At 63.5% G+C, this 19751-nt stretch carries 14 protein-coding genes and 2 tRNA genes; 10 read left to right on the forward strand and 6 right to left on the reverse strand.

Translation table 11 applies throughout. From position 1 onward, the window contains the following. The first annotated feature begins 36 nt into the window (after positions 1–36). Together GMOLON4_RS05030 and GMOLON4_RS05035 are read left to right on the forward strand one after the other, a co-directional pair. A protein-coding gene (locus tag GMOLON4_RS05030; RefSeq protein WP_106486790.1) for an IS3 family transposase occupies positions 37–1184 on the forward strand; the annotation gives its coding sequence in 2 pieces (ribosomal slippage) (positions 37–307 and positions 307–1184; 1149 coding nt in all). A gap of 146 nt (positions 1185–1330) precedes the next feature. Then, a complete protein-coding gene (locus GMOLON4_RS05035; protein ID WP_051267415.1) occupies positions 1331–3172 on the forward strand; it encodes a hypothetical protein in 1842 nt (613 codons plus the stop codon). A 355-nt stretch (positions 3173–3527) separates the two neighbouring features. Here GMOLON4_RS05035 and GMOLON4_RS05040 read toward each other — a convergent pair. Continuing rightward, positions 3528–3601 (reverse strand) — tRNA-Val (locus tag GMOLON4_RS05040). A gap of 196 nt (positions 3602–3797) precedes the next feature. On the opposite strand from GMOLON4_RS05040, the gene GMOLON4_RS05045 reads away from it, so the two are divergent. Then, the gene (locus GMOLON4_RS05045; protein ID WP_106486788.1) at positions 3798–4946 is read left to right on the forward strand and encodes an ISAs1 family transposase; all 1149 of its coding nucleotides are present in this window, start codon (positions 3798–3800) and stop codon (positions 4944–4946) included. A 46-nt stretch (positions 4947–4992) separates the two neighbouring features. Here the strand turns inward: GMOLON4_RS05045 and GMOLON4_RS05050 are convergent, their stop codons facing one another. Then, positions 4993–5463, reverse strand: coding sequence for a redoxin domain-containing protein (locus GMOLON4_RS05050; protein WP_084147260.1), 471 nt, complete (start codon positions 5461–5463; stop codon positions 4993–4995). Positions 5464–5624: 161 nt separating this feature from the next. Here GMOLON4_RS05050 and aceE point away from each other — a divergent pair, with 161 nt between their 5' ends. The 6 genes from aceE (at position 5625) to GMOLON4_RS05080 (ending at position 13366) form a co-directional block, all read left to right on the forward strand. Beyond that, positions 5625–8354, forward strand: coding sequence for a pyruvate dehydrogenase (acetyl-transferring), homodimeric type (gene aceE, locus GMOLON4_RS05055; protein ID WP_026935681.1), 2730 nt, complete (start codon positions 5625–5627; stop codon positions 8352–8354). Between the two features lie 56 nt (positions 8355–8410). Beyond that, the gene (locus GMOLON4_RS05060; protein WP_026935680.1) at positions 8411–9622 is read left to right on the forward strand and encodes a PucR family transcriptional regulator; all 1212 of its coding nucleotides are present in this window, start codon (positions 8411–8413) and stop codon (positions 9620–9622) included. Between the two features lie 79 nt (positions 9623–9701). After that, complete coding sequence (locus tag GMOLON4_RS05065) at positions 9702–10622, forward strand: ACP S-malonyltransferase (protein ID WP_026935679.1); 921 nt, start codon at positions 9702–9704, stop codon at positions 10620–10622. Between the two features lie 33 nt (positions 10623–10655). Further along, the gene (locus GMOLON4_RS05070) at positions 10656–11663 is read left to right on the forward strand and encodes a beta-ketoacyl-ACP synthase III (RefSeq protein WP_035731309.1); all 1008 of its coding nucleotides are present in this window, start codon (positions 10656–10658) and stop codon (positions 11661–11663) included. A 125-nt stretch (positions 11664–11788) separates the two neighbouring features. After that, the gene (locus tag GMOLON4_RS05075) at positions 11789–12040 is read left to right on the forward strand and encodes an acyl carrier protein (protein WP_026935677.1); all 252 of its coding nucleotides are present in this window, start codon (positions 11789–11791) and stop codon (positions 12038–12040) included. A 78-nt stretch (positions 12041–12118) separates the two neighbouring features. Beyond that, positions 12119–13366 carry a beta-ketoacyl-[acyl-carrier-protein] synthase family protein gene (locus GMOLON4_RS05080; RefSeq protein WP_026935676.1) on the forward strand — a complete coding sequence of 416 codons (1248 nt, stop codon included), beginning with the start codon at positions 12119–12121 and terminating at the stop codon, positions 13364–13366. Between the two features lie 133 nt (positions 13367–13499). On the opposite strand, the gene GMOLON4_RS05085 is transcribed toward GMOLON4_RS05080, so the two are convergent. Together GMOLON4_RS05085 and glgP are read right to left on the reverse strand one after the other, a co-directional pair. Continuing rightward, complete coding sequence (locus GMOLON4_RS05085) at positions 13500–14003, reverse strand: DUF3145 domain-containing protein (RefSeq protein WP_026935675.1); 504 nt, start codon at positions 14001–14003, stop codon at positions 13500–13502. A gap of 276 nt (positions 14004–14279) precedes the next feature. Next, positions 14280–16832 (reverse strand): alpha-glucan family phosphorylase, encoded by a 2553-nt coding sequence (glgP, locus tag GMOLON4_RS05090; protein ID WP_051265864.1) that lies wholly within the window; start codon positions 16830–16832, stop codon positions 14280–14282. Between the two features lie 147 nt (positions 16833–16979). Between glgP and GMOLON4_RS05095 the strand changes: the two genes are divergently transcribed. Beyond that, positions 16980–17056, forward strand: a tRNA-Ile gene (locus tag GMOLON4_RS05095). Positions 17057–17110: 54 nt separating this feature from the next. On the opposite strand, the gene GMOLON4_RS05100 is transcribed toward GMOLON4_RS05095, so the two are convergent. Together GMOLON4_RS05100 and GMOLON4_RS05105 are read right to left on the reverse strand one after the other, a co-directional pair. Further along, entirely contained in the window at positions 17111–18403 is a 1293-nt protein-coding gene (locus GMOLON4_RS05100) for a diaminopimelate decarboxylase (RefSeq protein ID WP_051265861.1), read from the reverse strand. A 3-nt stretch (positions 18404–18406) separates the two neighbouring features. Beyond that, on the reverse strand, positions 18407–19651 hold the full coding sequence (locus GMOLON4_RS05105; RefSeq protein WP_026935673.1) for an LL-diaminopimelate aminotransferase: 1245 nt from the start codon (positions 19649–19651) through the stop codon (positions 18407–18409). Positions 19652–19751: the final 100 nt, after the last annotated feature.

Genomic DNA, 19751 nt, shown 5'->3' on the forward strand with positions numbered 1-19751 from the left:
CAACACCCCGCGATCATGGGGAGAATGGATCACACGATGAGCAAGCAAAGAAAACGTCACACCCCGGAGCAAATCGTCCGGAAACTGGGGCAAGCCGACCGGCTCCTTGGCGAGGGCAATACCGTCGCCGATGCCTGCCGCGAGCTCGGCGTCACGGAGCAAACCTATTTTCGGTGGCGAAACCAGTACGGCGGCATGAAAGCCGAAGACGCGAAACGGTTGAAAGAACTCGAGAAGCAGAATGCGACCTTGAAACGGTTGCTCGCTGAGGCTGAGCTCGAGAAGGCCGCGCTCAAGGAGTTGGCTGAGGGAAACTTTTAGGCCCGGGTAGACGGCGTGCCGCGATCGCGCACCTGATTCGCACCCTGCAGATCAGTGAGCGTAGGGCGTGCCGTCTGGCCGGGCTTTCCCGCTCCGCCTGGCGGCGGCCACTCAAAGGTGATACTCCAGCAGATCCCGACCGGGCGCTTCGCGACTGGCTGCGGATGTTTGCGAAGAATCACCCGAGGTGGGGGTACCGTCGCGCGTATCACGATGCCCGCGGCGAGGGCTGGGACGTGAACCACAAGAAGGTGCAGCGTTTATGGCGTGAAGAAGGGCTCCGCGTGCCACAGAAGCGCAGGCGCAAGCGCATCGGGGCTTCAACTATCGAAGCGCCTGCCGCGACTGCGCCGGGCGTTGTCTGGGCGGTCGATTTCCAGTTCGATGTCGATGAGCGCGGCAAAGCGATCAAGATCTGCTCGATCGTAGACGAACACACCCGCGAATGTTTGGGCGGTCTCGTGGAGCGGTCGATCACCGCCGAGCGATTCATCCGGCATCTCGAGGAACTCGTCGCCGTACACGGGGCACCAATGGTGCTGCGCAGTGACAACGGGCCGGAGTTCATCTCCGACGCCGTAGCAGAGTGGGCAGGCACAAGAACCGGATTGTCGTACATTCCACCGGGCCAGCCCTGGCGCAACGGATATGTAGAGTCGTTCAACTCGAGGCTCCGTGACGAGTGCTTGAACATCAACAGTTTCTACTCGCTGCTTCATGCTCGGGTCGTGATCAGCGACTGGAAACACGAGTACAACCATGAGCGTCGGCATTCCTCGCTCGGATACCGGTCGCCGGTCGAGTACGCTCGATCTTGCACCCACCAGTTAGAAGAAATCGACTCGCATACTGAGCGGACCTAACAACGGGGGCGGCCCAGGATGCTTGAACGCCATGGCTCGAACGGCCTCTTCGAAAAGCACGATCTCCCGTCCAACCTGGGTCAATTCTCGCGATATGCTCGCCAGAACGAGCAATCTCGTTGCGAACGAGGAGAACAATTCCACACATGAAGCCGCCTGAAACAGCCGCTAATCCGGCGCTGAGCCCCTACCGGATCACCGGATGGATCCTGAGTTTCATCCTGACCATCGCACTCGCTGTTTCGGCGAATCTCCTCACCCCTGTGGCGGCCTTCGCCGCGACGGCTGACGAGTCCGGTGCCACTACTGACGCGGTCGCACCCGCAGACGAAGGCGCATCCCAGACCGGGACGGTAGAACCTGCCGGAACTGCGGAAGCAGTAGACCCGACCGAACCTGCTGGCACAGGCGATCCCGCTGTACCCGACACGACCGTTGATTCAGCAACCGTCGTGACCGAGTCGCCGGCACCGGTTAGCGGCGAAAACACCGAGCATTCGCCCGTGGAAGAACCGGAACCGCCGGTCGAAGAATCCTTCGCCACGACCTCTCCGACGGTTAGCGGAACGGCGGTCGTTGGATCGACGCTGACGGTCAGTCCAGGCGCGTGGAGTCCCGCAGCGGACTTCAGTTATCAATGGCTCCGGGGCGGAGTCGAAATCGCGGGTGCCGTCAACTCCACATACAAACTCGTTGCAGCCGATTCGAACCAACAAATTTCAGTATCGGTGACCGGTACGCATCCTGGTTACACCACTGTGACGCTGGTGTCCTCCGCGGTTGGTCCCGTCACGCCAGGGACGCTGACGAAAACTACCCCGAAGATCACGGGCACGGTGCAGTCCGGCTCGACGCTGACTGCCACGGTGGGAACGTGGTCGGGTAGCCCGAAGCTGACGTATCAGTGGTTGCGCGGTGGCGTCGCCATCGCGGGCGCCACCAAGACGACGTACAAACTCACCTCCCTTGACGTCGGTAACACGATTACCTTCCGAGTGACCGCGTCCAAGACCGGGTACACCACAGTGTCGGCGTCCGCCGCGGTCAAGTGGAAGCTCACCGCTCCCACCCCCGTGATCTCGGGCACCACAACTGTCACACACACCCTCACGGCAAACCCGGGAACGTGGACGACGGGTACGACACGCAAGTACCAGTGGTACCGAAACGACGTGGCGATTTCCGGAGCGACGGGTTATACCTACAAGCTCACCGCGTCTGACGCTGGCAAGCAGATCAGCGTCAAGGTGACGGGATCGAAGACTGGCTACAACTCCGTCACCAAGACTTCGGCGAAGACTGTCGCGATCAAGAAGTCGACGCTGAAGACAAGTACGCCCACGATCACCGGCTACAAAGTCGTCACGCACACGCTGACAGCGAATCCCGGGACATGGTCATCGGGAACCACATTCAAATACCAGTGGTATCGCAACGATGCCGCGATTGCGGGAGCGACGAATTCGACCTACAAGCTCACCGCGTATGACGCGGGCAAGCAGATCAAAGTCAAGGTCACCGGCTCGAAATCTGGCTATAACACTGCAGCGAAGACCTCGGCGAAGACGATAGCGATCAAGAAGGCAACGCTCAAAAAGAGTACGCCGACTATTTCCGGGAGCAAGATCGTCACGTACACACTGACGGCAAACACCGGCACGTGGTCATCCGGCACCACATTCAAATACCAGTGGTACCGGAACGACGTCGCGATCTCCGGGGCGACCGGACCGAAGTACAAGCTCACTTCAGCGGATGCTGGCCAGCAGATCAAGGTGAAAGTAACCGGATCTAAGTCGGGTTACACGAGCGCCTCCGTGACGTCGGCGAAGACGACCACTGTTAAAGCGATGGTGTCGGGTTATGTGACGCCCGGCGCGTTCTGTAAGACCTCGCTCGCAGGGTCGTACGGCAAGACGAGTACTGGTGTGCTCATGAAATGCACGAAGACAACCACAGACACGCGGTACCGCTGGCGCAAGGCCTAGCCGAAGTGCCGTAACCGACGCACCAGTTGTGCCGGGTGATGCGCGGGCCTCCCTGCTGGGGGCTCGCGCATCACTATTTTGCCGACACAATGTGTGCGCGGCGAGCAAAGATGGCGGCACTGCCGGAAGACCCAGTGTCGACTTCCGTTGAGCCAGGGCATTCGTGACGAACCAGGGCGTTTGAACACCATGGCGCATCAGCAACTACCTGGTTCGTGACGTGTGCGCCCTGGCTCGCGCGTGCTGCACCCTGGTTTGCACGGCCGAGATTGTCCGACTCGGCACTGTGATGTCACCACGGAAAACGAATGAGCCGGGACACAAGCTGTCGCACATGTCCCGACTCATCACAACGTGCGCCCTGAGGGACTCGAACCCCCGACCCTCTCGGTGTAAACGAGATGCTCTAACCAACTGAGCTAAAGGCGCCAACGCGCTCTCCGCATCCAATGTGGCGCGGTGGGCAACTCGGATACTTTAGCACCGAATCGACGCCGCAACCAAATCAACCAGGGCTCTTTCAAAGTCCTGGATGAGGCGTGCGCGCGGCGTGGCCGCTTTTAACCGATGAGAACTCCTGTTAATCCGGTGGTTACCACAACCGTTGGAACACAGGAGTTCTCACATGTCATCATCGTTGATCGACCTGATTTGCGCCACCACCACTGCTCCGACCGACTTCGAGGCTGTCCCCGAAATCGATTTCGAGGCCCTCCGCAATCTCCTCGCGACCACCCCAGACCCACGCTCCCGACGCGGCTGCCGGTACGAATTCGCGGAACTCCTCAGCATCTTCGTGGCCGCGGTACTCTGCGGCGCAAAATCCCTCACCATGATCACCGAATGGGCCGCCCACCAAGCCCAAACCCGGCCGTTCCCATCAGGACGAACCCCCTCCCTCGCCACGATGCACCGCGTCGCGACCAGCGCCGACCCGGTCTGGCTCGACGAACACTTAGGCGCGTGGACCCGCAACCAGCACTCCGTCACCAGCAAGGTCGTCGCCATCGACGGCAAAGAAGTCCGCGGCGCGAAACACGCCAACGGGCAACGCGTGTTCCTGATGGCCGCGTTCGATCACGGTACCGGCTGTGTGATCGAGCAAGAACCCATCCCGGAGAAAACGAACGAGATCCCGCACTTCCCGATCCTGCTCGCCAGGCTCGGTGACCTGCAGGGGATGATCGTCACTGCGGACGCGCTCCACACCCAAACATCCCACGCACACTGGTTACACGAGCACGGCGCACACTATGTCTTCACCGTGAAATCGAACCAGCGAGCACTGCGCGATCGGATCATGCAGCAGAACTGGGCCCACCACCAACCCGGCTTTCTCGACACCGAGAAGAAACACGGCAGGATCACTCGCTGGGAAGCGACCTGCCTGCCCGCCCCGACGCGAATCAGGTTCCCGCACGCGGCACAAACAATGCGATTGACGCGCGACCGCACCAACCCCCGCACCCGCGAGTCCACGCGCGAGCACGTGTTCGTGATCACCTCGCTGCCACCCGAACAGGCCAGCCCCGCCGCCCTAGCGAGCTACATTCGCGGGCATTGGGGTATCGAGAACCGGTTGCATTGGATCCGCGATACCGCCTACCGCGAAGATGCTTCCCAGGTCCGTACCGGCAACGCCGCGCACTTGATGGCCACGATCCGAAACCTAGCGATCACCGTGCACCGTTTGGCTGGCGCGACGAACATCACCGCGGCCCTGCGCCATGCTGGCACACGCCCGAACACGATCAGAACCATCACCGGACTTTGAAAGAGCCCTGCAAATCAACAGTCGCGATGCACGAGCGCGACGAGATCTAAACCCCGGCGGCCCACTCGAGCCCGTGCTCGTGCAATTCCATTGGCCGTTGTTCGCCTTCGGCACAGGCCGCAGCGAGGATGCGCGACCCATCGGCTCGGATTGCCCAGGTGTGGCGACACGCCGTGCCCTTGTGACCGTCGAATGCGGCGCAGGTGCGCGCGATGTGGCCGTGCGGCCAGTGGTCGGAGATCCCGAGTAACACGCCCTCGGGGTCAACCTCGCGCAACCACGCGGCCAGTGTCGGCGCAGCGTCGCAAGACGCCACGAGTAGCTGCACGCCAAGCTGATCGGCGCGCTGTGCGAGTTTTACTAGTTCGCTCACCTCACTGCCGCAGACGGGAGTGAATGCGGCGGGAATGAATGCGAGCAGTCGGGGTGTACCGGGACCGAGTACGCGAATTCGGTCTCCCCGGTGTGTGGGGGCGTCGAGCGGCAAGTCTGCGGGGAGCGGGAGCGGAGTTGTCACGCACTCAGTCTTATCGCAATCTGGCGGGAAAGGGGAGAGATTTTCAGACCTCGCGGCCTGAGCAACCTTTCGGTCTGAAGTGACTAGGCTGGGGGTTGTGCTTGCGTTCGAAACCCGTGCGCGGCATTGCCCCTGCGCTCTAGAACAAGAAAGAGGTCAACATGGCGGTCAACATCCAGGATCCCTATTCCGAGGACCATGTCGACACCGACCCGCAAGAGACTGCGGAATGGAAAGCATCCCTCGACGCCGTAGTCGCTGAGCGAGGCACCACTCGAGCCCGCGAAATCATGCTTTCGCTGCTTGAGCGCTCGCGCGAACAACACTTGGGCGTACCGATGATCCCGGTCACGGACTACGTCAACTCCATTTCTGCCGACGAGGAGCCCGAGTTCCCCGGCGTCGAGAAGATCGAACGCACCTACCGCCGTTGGATCCGCTGGAACGCGGCCATGACGGTGCAGAACTCGCAGGACGCCGATATCGCGGTCGGTGGCCACATTTCTTCGTACGCGGCACAGTCGACCCTCTACGAGGTTGGCCTCAACCACTTCTTCAAGGGTTACGACCACCCAGATGGGCCAGACCAGGTCTACTTCCAGGGCCACGCCTCGCCCGGTAACTACGCCCGCGCCTACCTTGAGGGTCGCCTCACCGAGGACAACCTCAACGCGTTCCGCCAGGAAGCGTCGAAGGCACCCATCGGCCTTTCGTCTTACCCGCACCCGCGCCTGATGCAGGACTTCTGGCAGTTCCCGACCGTGTCGATGGGTCTCGGCCCGATGAACGCGATCTGGCAGGCCCAGACGAACAAGTACCTCACGAACCGCGGCATCAAGGATGTTTCGGGCTCGCACGTGTGGGCGTTCCTCGGTGACGGCGAGATGGATGAGCCGGAGTCGCGCGGTCAGCTGCAGTTTGCGGCAAACAACAACCTCGACAACCTCACCTTCGTCGTGAACTGTAACCTGCAGCGCCTCGACGGCCCGGTTCGCGGTAACGGCAAGATCATCCAGGAACTCGAGTCCTTCTTCCGCGGCGCCGGCTGGCACGTCATCAAGGTCGTCTGGGGCCGTGAGTGGGATGAGCTGCTCGCGCGTGACGAGCACAACGAGCTCGTCAAGCTCATGAACGAGACGCCCGACGGCGACTACCAGACGTACAAGGCCGAGTCGGGCAAGTTCGTGCGCGACAACTTCTTCGGCCGCAACCCGGAGACGCTCAAGCTTGTCGAGGACTACACCGACGACCAGATCTGGGGCCTCAAGCGCGGTGGCCACGACTACCGCAAGATGTATGCCGCATACAAGGCCGCGACCGAGCACAAGGGCCAGCCGACCGTCATCCTCGCGCACACGGTCAAGGGTTACGGCCTCGGTACGCACTTCGAGGGCCGCAACGCGACCCACCAGATGAAGAAGCTCACGCTCGAGGACCTCAAGACGTTCCGCGACAACCTGCAGATTCCGATCGCAGACAAGGACCTCGAGCGGGACCTCTACGACATCCCGTTCTACCGCCCGGACGAGAACAACGAGGCGCTGCAGTACATGCTCGAGCGTCGTCGTGAGCTCGGCGGCGCGGTACCCGAGCGTCGCTCGAAGTACACGCAGATCGAGCTGCCCGAGGACAAGGCTTACGCCCAGGTGAAGAAGGGCTCGGGTACGCAGGAAATCGCGACCACGATGGGCTTCGTCCGCCTCCTCAAGGACCTGATGCGCAGCGGCGAGTTCGGTCGCCGCGTCGTCCCGGTTATCCCGGACGAGGCTCGCACCTTCGGTCTCGACGCATTCTTCCCGACGGCGAAGATTTACAACCCGCACGGCCAGCACTACATGGCCGTCGACCGTGAGCTGCTGCTCGCGTACCGCGAGTCACCCCAAGGCCAGCTCATGCACGTTGGCATCAACGAGGGCGGCGCCGTCTCGGCGTTCACCGGCCTCGGTACCGCCTACTCGTCGCACGGCGAGATGATGGTGCCGTTCTACATGTTCTACTCGATGTTCGGCTTCCAGCGCACCGGCGACGGCTTCTGGGCCGCGGCCGACCAGCTGACCCGAGGCTTCATCATCGGCGCAACGGCGGGTCGCACCACGCTGACCGGTGAGGGCCTCCAGCACATGGACGGTCACTCGCACCTCATCGCGTGGACGAATCCGGCGATTCGTGCCTACGACCCAGCGTACGTGTACGAGATCGCGCACATCGTGAAGGCCGGTATCGAGCAGATGTACGGCGGGAACCACCCGGACCCGAACGTCATGTACTACATCACGATGTACAACGAACCGTACGTACAGCCGGCCGAGCCAGAGAACGTGGATGCGGAAGGCATTCTCAAGGGTCTCTACTACCTCCGCGCGCCTGAGCTCACCACTGGACCGGAAGTCCAGCTGCTCGCATCCGGTGTCGCAGTGCCGTGGGCACTCCACGCGCAGGAAATCCTCCGCGACGAGTGGGGCGTCTCGGCGCACGTCTGGTCGGTCACGAGCTGGGCGGAGCTTCGTCGCGACGCGCTCGCTGCCGAGGAGCACAACTGGACCAAGCCGAACGAGGCAGAGGTCACGCCGTACCTGTCGAACAAGCTCTCGGCTTCAAAGGGTGTGTTCCTTGGTGTGAGTGACTACAACCACTCGCTGCCCGACATGATACGCAAGTGGGTACCGGGTGACTACGTCACCCTCGGCGCCGACGACTTCGGCATCTCGGACACTCGCGCGGCGGCACGTCGCTACTACAAGATCGACGCACACTCGATCGTGGTTCGTGCGCTTTACGAGCTCGCTCGCCGTGGTGAGATTGACCGCTCGGTAGTGCAGCAGGCGATAGACAAGTACGACCTGCACACCGCTAGCGCCGGCATCTCGGGCAACGCAGGCGGCGACGCCTAGCCCGAGAACCATTCACGAATCCGACCGAGAAAGGCACGGCTCCGCCGTTCCCATTTATGAGCGACACAACCGATCGTCAACGCGCAGTGGCTTGGCTTCGCAGCATTACCGGTGATCTTTCGACCACCGTTCTGAAGCGGATGGAACAGACCTTGCCTTGGTTTGCAGACATGCCACCGGGTCGGCGATCGGCTGTGGCGCTCGTAGCGCAGTCGGGCATCTCGGCGTTCGTGAATTCCTTTGAGGACAGCACGCTCGCTCCCTGGACGGCGAAGGACGTTTTCGACTCCGCCCCCAGGGAGCTGCTGCGGTCCGTGAGCTTGCAGCAGACACTGCAGCTCGTCCATGTGGTCGTCGACGTCTTCGAGGAGCGGACCGCATCCGCTCCCGCCGAAATTCGAGAGGGCGTGCTGCGCTATTCGCGCGACGTCGCTTTCGCCGCCGCCGATGTGTACGCGCGCGCGGCCGAGCAGCGGGGGCTGTGGGATGCGCGGCTCGAGGCGCTCGTCGTCGATTCGATCCTGACGGGTGAGAACGACACCGAGCTTCCGAGCCGCATCGCGGCCCTCGGTTGGAGCGGCCACGGTGAGACGGCGGTGTTGGTTGGACTCACGCCCAAGGTGGTTGAGGTCGATCAGCTGCGCCGCACCGCGCGCCACAAGCAGGCCGACCTCCTCGTCGGGGTGCAGGGCAATCGCCTCGTGCTCGTGATCGGCCGGGCCAAACAAAAGCCCGACCTAGAAGAAGAACCACCCACGTTCCTCGAAATCGCGCAGTCGCTCGAGTCGGGGTTCGGCCCCGGACGCTTGGTCCTCGGGCCCGAAGTCCCCTCGGTCGTCGAAGCATCGCGCAGCGCCCGTGCCGCGCTCGTCGGTTTCTCGGTCGCAGGTGCCTATCGCCGACTTGAGCGGCCCATCCTTGCCGATGACCTTCTGCCGGAGCGAGCTCTCGCTGGCGACCCGCTCGCGCGCAAGACGCTCGTGCAGCGCGTCTACACTCCCCTGGCCGACCACCAGTCGGACCTGCTCACGACGCTGTGGTGCTACCTTGACAACGGCCGGTCGCTCGAGGCGACCGCCCGCGAGCTGTTCGTCCACCCCAATACGGTGCGATATCGCCTCAAGCGCATCACCGAGATTATTGGCTGGGATGCGACCGGAGCTCGCGAATCTCTCGTCCTCCAGTGCGCCCTCATTTTGGGCCGCATCGCCGAGGGTCAGACCCAAGAACCACGCCGTCAGGTAAAGTCGCCTCGACGTCGTCCCTAACGCACTCCTACAAGGATTTTGCGTATTTCTATGTGTTTCCCCTCAAGACAAGGCCCGCGAGCCTGAGAAGATGGAGCTTATGACTGTCGTGACTTTCCCCGGTCAGGGGTCCCAGAAGCCCGGGTTCCTTGCCCCGTGGCTCGAAGACCAGGCCAGCCGAACCACCCTCGAGCAGCTCTCGGAGTCCTCCGGGATCGACCTCGTCGCACACGGCACGCAGTCTGACGCAGACACGATCCGGGACACCGCAGTCGCCCAGCCGCTGATCGTCGCCGCCGGCATTCTCACGTGGGATGCGCTGGTCGCCCGCCTCGGAAATCGCCTCGACGGCGTCGCCGTTGCGGGACACTCGGTTGGTGAAATCGCTGCCGCCTACGCCGCAGGCATATTCGACGCGGCGACCGCGATGCGCTTCGTGGTCAAGCGCTCGGGGCTCATGGCGAAGGATGCCGCGGCAGTCACGACGGGCATGTCTGCGGTCATCGGTGGCAGCGAGGGCGACGTCATCCAGCACCTCACGAACCTCGATCTCTCCCCCGCGAACTTCAACGGCGCTGGCCAGATCGTCGCAGCCGGCGAACCGACGCAGCTTGACGCGCTCCGTCTGGACCCGCCCGCCGGCGCTCGTGTGATCCCGCTCAAGGTTGCGGGCGCCTTCCACACCCGCTGGATGGCGGATGCGCAGGCCTCCCTCGCCGCGATCGAAGAAGAATTCGCGATTTCCAAGCCGATCCGACCGATCCACACGAACCGCGATGGCAGTGTCGTAAGCGACGGCGCAACCTACCGGCGCTACCTCGTCGAACAGGTCAACCGACCGGTCCACTGGGACCTCTGCATGACCGCGTTCGTCGAAGCCGGCTACACCGCGCTCATCGAGGCCGCACCCGCTGGCACCCTGGTCGGGCTGGCGAAGCGCGGCATGAAGGGCGTCCCGTCCGCGGCGCTGAACGTGCCCGCCGACATTGACGCCGCCTCTGAACTGTTTCCCGGCGCCTAATCTGACGCTCCTTCGAAAGGATTCCCAATCACTATGAGCGAAACCGCCGTGCTCCGACAGGCCGAGGGCACCAAGTTCACGCGAATCTACGGTTACGGCGCATTCCGCGGTCAGAACCTAGTCACGAATGACGAGCTTGCTGGCCCGATCGATTCCTCGGATGAGTGGATTCGGCAGCGCACCGGCATCATCACGCGTGCGCGGGCCGATCAGGACACCAACGTCATTGACATGGGCATCGCCGCAGGTAAGGAAGCGATCGAGGCCTCCGGCATCGAGCCCTCGCAGATCGGCGCCGTGCTCGTCGCGACCATCACGAACGTCGTCCAGACGCCCGCCGCTGCGACGCGAATTAGCGACGGGATCGGTGCCGGGCACGTGCCGGCATACGACCTCTCGGCCGGATGCGCCGGGTACTGTTACGCGATCACCCAGGCGGATGCGCTCATCCGCGCCGGCGTGGCCGAGTACGTCCTCGTGATCGGCACCGAGAAGCTGTCCGACGTGGTCGACCCCACCGACCGCTCGATTTCCTTCCTCCTTGGCGATGGAGCGGGCGCGGCAGTCGTTGGTCCCGCCGACGAGCCTGGCATCTCGGAGTCGGTGATCGGCTCGGACGGATCGAAGTGGGACGCCGTGGCGATGAACCATGAGCTGCAGGAGTTCCGCCGCGGTGAGGTCGAGTGGCCCACGCTGCGCCAGGACGGTCGCGCGGTCTTCCGCTGGGCCGTGTGGGAAATGGCAAAGGCTGCCCGCGAGGTGCTTGACAAGGCCGGTATCAAGGCATCCGATCTGGCGGCCTTCATCCCCCACCAGGCAAACATGCGCATCATCGACGAGTTCGCCAACCAGCTCGAGCTGCCGGAGAGCGTCGTCATCGCGCGTGACATTGCCGACACGGGAAACACGTCGTCCGCATCCATTCCGCTCGCGACGCACCGCTTGCTGAAGGAGCACCCCGAGCTTTCTGGCGGCCTCGCCCTACAAATCGGTTTCGGTGCCGGCCTCGCCTACGCGGCACAGGTCGTGCGGCTCCCCTAACCGTCCTAATCTGGCGGAATCGCGCTCGCATCTTGTTCGTTGCGCGCGGTCGCTGCCCAGAAGTTCCCCGACCGGCAATACAATTACTTTCGGTCATTGACTCAACCAAAAGGAGAAACCCCAAAATGGCACTTTCAAAGGACGAGATTCTCGCAGGCCTCGCCGAGCTCGTAAACGAGGAGACCGGTATCGCCAGCGACACGGTGACCGGCGACAAGTCCTTCACGGACGACCTCGACATTGACTCGATCTCGATGATGACCATCGTCGTGAACGCAGAAGAGAAGTTCGACGTGCAGATTCCGGACGCCGAGGTCGAAAACCTCAAGACCGTTCAGGACGCGGTGGACTACATCGCGAACGCGCAGGACGCCTAGCCTTTGCGGGTGTCGGGCGGCCCGCAATGAGCTGTCCGACACCCGTTTTGTCATCACCCCTAAGGAATAGATCTGTTAATGACCAAAAAGATCGTAGTTACGGGTCTCGGTGCGTTCTCACCCCTCGCGCCAACCGCACGCGGGACGTGGGAAGCCCTCCTCCGAGGCGAGTCAGGCGCCCGTACATTGGACGCGAGTCTCAACAAGTACGAGCTCGACCTCCCCGTAACCTTTGCCGCCACGGTGAAGGAACCTGTGTCCGACCACCTCGAGCGAGTAGTCGCGAAGAGGCTGGACCCCTCGAGCCAGTACGCGCTCATCTCGGCCCGCGAGGCATTCGCCGACGCCGGGCTCACCTCGGATGACGTGGACCCCGAGCGGTTGCTCGTGGACTGGGCCACCGGTATTGGTGGCATCTGGACGCTTCTGGATGCATGGGACACGCTGCGCGAGCGCGGCGCCCGCCGCGTCATGCCGCTCACGGTGCCAATGCTCATGCCGAATGGACCTGGCGCCGCGATTGGCATGGAACTCGGTGCCCGCGCCGGCATCCACACCGTCGTCTCGGCGTGTGCCTCGAGCACCGAGTCCATCTTTAACGCCTACCAGCATTTGCAGTCAGGCAATGTCGACGTCGTCATCGCCGGTGGTTCCGAGGCCGCGGTGCACCCGCTGCCCATCGCCGCATTCGCCGCGATGCAGGCGCTCTCGAAGCGCAACGACGACCCGGCTCACGCCTCGCGACCGTACGATGTCAACCGCGACGGCTTCGTGTTGGGTGAAGGCGCGGCCGCGCTCGTCCTCGAGACCGAGGAGCACGCACTGGCCCGCGGTGCACGCATCTACGCCGAGATCGCCGGCGGCGGCGTGACCGCGGATGCGTACCACATCACCGCTCCCGAGCCCGAGGGCGCTGGGGCATCCCGCGCGGTGCAGGCCTGCCTCGATGTTGCGGGTGCTCAGCCCGAAGACGTCGTGCACATTAACGCCCACGCCACGTCCACTCCTGTCGGTGACATCGCGGAGTACAACGCGTTCACGCGGGTATTCGGTGCGCACGTCGACTCGATTCCGGTGTCCGCCACGAAGGGATCAATCGGTCACCTGCTCGGCGGCGCTGGCGCCATGGAAGCGATGTTCACCGTGCTCGCATTGCACGAGGGAACGCTCCCTCCGACGATCAACCTCGAAGAGCAGGATCCGGAAATCGGCCTCGACGTCGTGACGGAGCCCCGGAAGATCGACGTCAAGCCCGGCGACATGGCGATCTCCACGTCCTTCGGCTTCGGCGGTCACAACGCCGTCCTTGGCATCCGGGCCTACTAGGCGCGGGTAGCCTCCCAGAGGTAATAGCCTCCGAGACGTCAAGAAGCGGGTCGGGCATCCAACAGGATGCGCGACCCGCTTCTTCGTGCGTACCGTCGAGGAGCTGACGGGTGTGGCTTAGGCGACCCGACGCCTAGCCAACCCGGTGCATCCACACCACCGGGCTTTCGTCGCCCGCGGTGCGGAAAGGCTCGAGCTCGTCATCCCAGGCCTGCCCGAGGGCAAGCGAAAGCTCCCGGTGCAGCTCGGTGGCGTTGCCCCCGCTGATCTCCATTGCGTAGCGGAGGCGTTCCTCGGGGATGACGACGTTGCCCGACATGTCAGTCTGGGCGTAGAAGATGCCGAGGCCCGGGGTATGCAGCCAGCGGCCACCATCCACGCCCGCGCTTGGGTCCTCGCTCACCTCGAAGCGCAGGTGTTCCCAGCCGCGCAGCTGCGACGCAATCGCCGCGCCGGTGCCCGCTGTCCCGTGCCAGGTGTATTCCGCGCGAACGGAACCCGGAATCACCGGCTGCGGTATCCACGGCAGTGATGCGGGCTCTCCAAGTGCGCGTCCTAGCCCCCATTCGACATGCTGGCATAGTGCGCGTGGTGCAGAGTGCACGTAAAGGACACCCTGGGTTTGTGGTGCTGCCATTTCTCCTCCAGTTTCACGGGTGGTACGTCTTCCCCTACGTCCATACGTGTGACTGAGGCCTTACGGCGACACCGTCGATTATTTAGTTCGACGATTGACTCGTTGTCACAGGAATTATGCCTGACATTAGTGCCTAATAACAAGCATGTGATTTAGCAATTCGGCGTGTTGGTAATTGCCTCTTATCTGGCTCTTTGTTTCGGCGGGAAATACAAACCGGGCCCGTCCTCAGCGATTACTGAGGTACGGGCCCGGCCTGCTAGGGCTGTGCGACCGCTAGTTCGGGAAGCGCACGAGGCCAAGCTCCGCCGGCGAACGCAGCAGCTTGTGGTCAGGGATCACCCGGACCGTGTATCCGAGCGTTCCGGGAACGCTCACCGGAATATCCATAACGAACTTGCCGGTTTCTACATCCGGCTGCATTTCGACCTTGCGCGGCTTAATGAATTCGCCATACTCGTCGGTGCGGCCAACAACCGCTTCCACCTTGACGTCTTCGGGAGAAAGCGAACCGAGTTCGACGGTTGCCTCGAGCTGCGCGTGACCGCCGGCCTGGGCCTCGCCCGTGACATTCTGAATGCCAGTGATCTCGACGTTGCCCCACGCATCCTTGACCTTGCCCTGCCACTGCGCGAACTCGCGAGCGTGCTCGAGGTTGTTGGCGTATCGGGAGCTGCGGCCAGCCGGCAGGTACAGCTCGGTCACGTAGTCGCGAACCATGCGCTCGGCGGCGACCTGCGGGGCGACGACCGACATCGAGTAGCGAATCTTCTCGACCCACGCCTGGGGCACGCCCTGCTCGTCGCGGTCGTAGAACATCGGCACGACCTCGTTCTCGAGGATGTCGTACAGCGCCTGCGACTCCCACTTGTCGCGCAGGCTTGCGTCCGCGTGCACCGCGCTCGGGATGGTCCAGCCCGCTTCGTCGTCGCGGAACTCGTCCCACCAGCCGTCGGAGATCGACAGGGTCAGGCAGCCGTTCATCACGGCCTTCATGCCAGACGTACCCGACGCCTCCTGGGGGCGGATCGGGTTGTTGAGCCACACATCCGAACCAGCGACGAGGAACTTCGCCATGGAGATGTTGTAGTCGGGGATGAAGATGATGCGGTCGCGGACGCCAGCCTCGTCGGCATAGCGCACGAGCTCCTGGAGGAGCTGCTTGCCGCCCATGTCGGCGGGGTGAGCCTTACCCGCAATGACGAACTGCACGGGGCGCTCCGGGTTCGTCAGGATGCGGCGCAGTCGCTCCGGGTTCTGCAGCATCAGCGTGAGGCGCTTGTACGTCGAGACGCGGCGGGCGAAGCCGATCGTGAGTGCATTCTCGTCGAGGATGTTCTTGGTCCAGCCAAGCTCCGCCTCCTGCGCGCCGCGGTTCTCCCACGACTCGAGCGAGAGCATCCGCGAGCGGGTAACGAGTTCTTTGCGGAGCTCGTTGCGCACGCGCCACAGCTCGGAGGAACCGATTGCATCCGGGGCGTTCCAGTGGTTCGCCGTGGTGAGGTCGCGGTTACCGCTCATGGCCGAGGTGATCGACTTCATCGGGCCACGAACCCACGTGCGGATGTGCACGCCGTTCGTGATCGAAGTGATCGGCACCTCGGATTCCTCGAAGTTCGGGTAGAGATCCTTGAACATCGAACGCGAGACGGCACCGTGCAACTTCGCGACACCGTTCGCATACTGCGCGAGGCGCAGACCGAGGTGAGCCATATTGAAGCGAGTCGGGTCGTCTTCCTTGCCGAGCTCGAGAGCGCGGGCGACCGGAACGCCGGGTGCCAGGCGCGAGTTACCCTGCTCATCGGCCTGCAGGTAGCGCTGCGCGAGCAGCATGTCGAAGCGGTCAATACCGGCGGGTACGGGAGTGTGCGTGGTGAAGAGGGTGGATGCGCGAACCACCGCGAGAGCGGTCTCAAAGGTCTCCCCCGCAACAATGAGCTGGCCCATGCGCTCGATTCCGGCGAAGCCGGCGTGGCCTTCGTTCATGTGGATGACGTCGGGCTCGTCGCGGCCGGTGATCTCGCAGAAGCGCTGCACGGCGCGCAGGCCCGCGACGCCTAGCACCAGCTCCTGCTTGATGCGGTGCTCAGCGTCGCCGCCGTAGAGGCGGTCCGTGATCACGCGGAAGTCGTCCGGGTTGGCGTCGATGTTCGTGTCGAGCAGCAGCAGCGGCACGCGACCGATGTCTGCCTTCCACACGGCGACCTTGACCTCGCGCTGCTCGGGGTAAAGCACACTAACGTGGAGGTGCTCGCCCTGTTCGTCGAGGACGGGGGTCACCGCGAGGTCCTCCGGGTAGTGCTCGGTGTAGTGCTCCTGCTGCCAGCCTTCGCGTGACAGGGTCTGCGTGAAGTAGCCGTACGTGTAGAGCAAGCCGACGCCGATGATCGGCACGCCGAGGTCTGAGGCCGACTTCATGTGGTCGCCGGCGAGCACACCGAGGCCGCCCGAGTAGATCGGCAGCGACTGGTGCACGCCGAACTCCATCGAGAAGTACGCGACGGTCGTCTTCGCATCTTCGCCACCCGAGGTCTGCTTCTTGAACCAGCGGTCCTGCTCGCAATACGACTCGAAGTCTTCGAGCTCGAGCTGCAGCCGGTGCAGGAAGTCCTTGTCCTGCTCAAGTTCGCGAACCTTCTCGGCTCGAAGCGACTTGATCATGGTGACGGGGTTGTGTCCGGTGGCGGACCAGAGAGCCGGGTCGATGCCGCGGAACAGGGCGTGCGCCTCATCCCGCCACGACCAGCGGAGGTTCATGGCGAGGGTCTGCAATGGCTGCAGTGCCTCGGGGAGAAGAGGGGTCACTTTAAGCGAGTCATATGCCTTCACTCGGCCAGACTACTCAAGGAAGTGAACACCTTGTTACGGCAGCATGGCCGCGCGTGGACCGGGACAATTTCGGATCCGTGTTCATTTATGGCTGCCCTGGCCCAAGTGCACAGATTCGCTCGGTTCACGCTAGACTTTCTTCGTTCCGGGGCGTTAGCTCAGCCGGTTAGAGCAGCGGACTCATAATCCGTCGGTCGCGGGTTCAAGCCCCGCACGCCCCACCAAACAATGGCCCCTCGCCTTCAACGGACGAAAGCGAGGGGCCATGAACACGCGGCCTAGCGTGCGTACAACGGGTCGCGTTCTTCGGCCCCGATATCCGCGCTCACGCCGAGGCCGGCCACCGTCGCGAAATAATCGCGCGGTGTCTCGGCCCGGCGGATGAGTTGGAAGCCGCCATCCTCTTCGAGTAGCACCTCGGCCGAGCGGAGCTTGCCGTTGTAGTTGTGGCCCATCGAGTGGCCGTGCGCGCCGGCGTCGTGAATCACCACGAGGTCGCCGAGCTCAATCGGCGGTAGCTTCCGATCGATCGCAAACTTGTCGTTGTTCTCGCACAGCGCGCCGGTGACGTCGTAGACCTCGGTCTCCGGCGCATCCTCACGCCCCGCCACGGTGATGTGGTGATAGGAGCCGTACATCGACGGGCGCATCAGGTTCGACGCCGAGGCATCGAGGCCGATGTAGTGCTTGTGGATGTTCTTCTCGTGAATCGCGGTCGCCACCAGCCAGCCGTTTGGGCCGGTGATAAACCGACCGAGTTCGGTGACGACCGCAACCTCGCCGAGTCCCGACGGCACGATCGTCTCGTTATACGCCGTCTCGACCTCCCGCCCGATTCGAGCGAGGTCCGCCCGAGGCTGGCCGGGCTCGTAGCCGATGCCGATGCCGCCCGAGAGGTTGACGAGGAAAAACTCGGCCCCGCAGGTCTCGTGCAATTCCACGGCCAGCTTGAAGAGCATCCGCGCGATCGTCGGGTAGTAGTCGCTATCGGTTGTGTTCGAGGACAGGAAGGTGTGAAGCCCGAACTGCTTCACGCCGAGTTCCTGCAGTCGGCGCACCGCGATTGGCATCTGTTCCGGGGTCATCCCGAACTTCGCCTCGGCGGGGTTGCCCATGACCTTCGTGCCGATCGAGAAGTCGCCGCCGGGGTTGTAGCGCAACGAGATTCGCTCGGGAATCCCACCGTGCTCCGCGAGGAAATCGATGTGCGAGATGTCGTCGAGGTTGATGATGACGTCGAGCTCACGCGCGAGCTCGAAATCCTCGGCCGGCGTCACGTTTGACGAGAACATGATCTCGTCGCCTCGGAAGCCAACCTCGTGCGCGAGCAGCAGCTCGGTGTAGGACGCGCAGTCGACCCCGCAGCCGAGGTCCTTCAGCAGGCGCAGGATGGACGGGTTCGGCGTGGCCTTGACCGCAAAGTATTCCATGAAGCCCGGGTTCCACTCGAACGCTTCCTGAAGCTCTCGGACGTTGCTCCGGATGCCCTTGGCGTCGTAGAGGTGGAACGGCGTGGGGACCTGCTCGGCGATGGTGCGGAGGGTGTCGAGTGAGGGTGGGGTGTGCGGCATCGTCTAGCTTTCGGATCGGATGAGGGTGGTGGAGTGGAGCGTCGGGACGAGCGACGAGATTCGGGCGACGGCCTCGAGCGTGTCCTCGTAGGTACCGAACGCGCTGAGGCGGAAGTGGTCTTCCCCCGCCGGTCCGAACCCGACGCCGGGCGTGCCGACGACCTGGGCCTCGTTCAACAGGACGTCAAAGAAGGCCCACGAGTCGAGGCCCGCGGGGCAGCGGAACCAGACGTACGGCGAGTCGACGCCGCCGACGGTGTCGATGCCCGCACCACGCAGTGCATCCCGGATGAGGCCAGCGTTTCGGAGGTAGTAGTCGATATCGGCCTGGACCTGCTCGCGGCCCGCCTCGCTGTACACGGCCTCGGCCCCGCGCTGCACGATGTAGGGCGTGCCGTTGAACTTCGTCGCGTGGCGGCGGCTCCACATCGCGTGCAGGGATGCGCCGTCTCGCGTCAGCGCCTTCGGCACCACGGTCCACGAGCAGCGCAGGCCGGTGAAACCAGCCGTCTTCGAGAAGGAACCGAACTCGATCGCGACCTCGTCGGCGCCCTCGATCTCGTAGATCGAGCGGGGCACGGTCGGGTCGGTGACGAAGGCGCGATAGGCGACATCGAACAGGATGATCGCATTGTTCTCGCGGGCCCAGGCGACCCAGCGCTCGAGGTCCGCGCGCGACAGCGACGTACCCGTCGGGTTGTTCGGCGAGCAGAGGTAGACGAGATCCACCGGAGCCTCCGGCAGCGCCGGCACGTAGCCGTTCTCCGCCGTGCACTCGAGGTAGGTAAGCTGCTCCCAGCGGCCGTCGACGAACTCGCCGAGGCGACCCGCCAGTGCGTTGGAGTCGACATAAACCGGGTAGACCGGATCGCTCACCGCGATCGTCGCATCCGCCGCGAAGAGTTCTTGCACACCCGCGGTGTCGGTCTTCGACCCGTCCCCCACGAAGATCTCGTCGGCGGCGATTGCCGTGCCGATCGGCGCATACTCCCCCGCAACGATCGCGTCGCGCAAGAACGCGTATCCCTGCTCTGGACCGTATCCGCGGAACGACTCACCGCTCGCCTGCTCGGCCACTGCATCGTGCAGCGCATCCACCACCGCGGGCGCGAGGGGCCTCGTCACGTCGCCGATGCCGAGTCGCAGGACTCGCTCGTCGGGATGCGCATCCTGATACGCGCTGACGCGCGCGGCGACCTCGCTAAACAGGTACGAGGGGGGAATGTTGCCGTAGTGCGGGTTGATCATGCAGTGGCTCCGTTCGGGGTCAAGAGATACCAATTGTCCACCCCGAGTGGTCGCGTGTCAACGGCGAGTGTCCGGCGTATGCGAAATTAGGCATACCTAA

Source organism: Gulosibacter molinativorax (assembly GCF_003010915.2).
GTDB classification, from domain to species: domain Bacteria; phylum Actinomycetota; class Actinomycetes; order Actinomycetales; family Microbacteriaceae; genus Gulosibacter; species Gulosibacter molinativorax.

Excerpts from the sequence above, each read along its gene's own strand:
- GMOLON4_RS05035 (WP_051267415.1), top strand. The coding sequence starts at position 1,331 with ATGAAGCCGCCTGAAACAGCCGCTAATCCGGCGCTGAGCCCCTACCGG.
- GMOLON4_RS05105 (WP_026935673.1), bottom strand. The coding sequence starts at position 19,651 with ATGATCAACCCGCACTACGGCAACATTCCCCCCTCGTACCTGTTTAGC.
- GMOLON4_RS05080 (WP_026935676.1), top strand. The coding sequence starts at position 12,119 with ATGACCAAAAAGATCGTAGTTACGGGTCTCGGTGCGTTCTCACCCCTC.
- GMOLON4_RS05065 (WP_026935679.1), top strand. The coding sequence starts at position 9,702 with ATGACTGTCGTGACTTTCCCCGGTCAGGGGTCCCAGAAGCCCGGGTTC.
- GMOLON4_RS05075 (WP_026935677.1), top strand. The coding sequence starts at position 11,789 with ATGGCACTTTCAAAGGACGAGATTCTCGCAGGCCTCGCCGAGCTCGTA.
- GMOLON4_RS05045 (WP_106486788.1), top strand. The coding sequence starts at position 3,798 with ATGTCATCATCGTTGATCGACCTGATTTGCGCCACCACCACTGCTCCG.
- GMOLON4_RS05085 (WP_026935675.1), bottom strand. The coding sequence starts at position 14,003 with ATGGCAGCACCACAAACCCAGGGTGTCCTTTACGTGCACTCTGCACCA.
- GMOLON4_RS05070 (WP_035731309.1), top strand. The coding sequence starts at position 10,656 with ATGAGCGAAACCGCCGTGCTCCGACAGGCCGAGGGCACCAAGTTCACG.
- GMOLON4_RS05060 (WP_026935680.1), top strand. The coding sequence starts at position 8,411 with ATGAGCGACACAACCGATCGTCAACGCGCAGTGGCTTGGCTTCGCAGC.
- aceE (WP_026935681.1), top strand. The coding sequence starts at position 5,625 with ATGGCGGTCAACATCCAGGATCCCTATTCCGAGGACCATGTCGACACC.
- GMOLON4_RS05100 (WP_051265861.1), bottom strand. The coding sequence starts at position 18,403 with ATGCCGCACACCCCACCCTCACTCGACACCCTCCGCACCATCGCCGAG.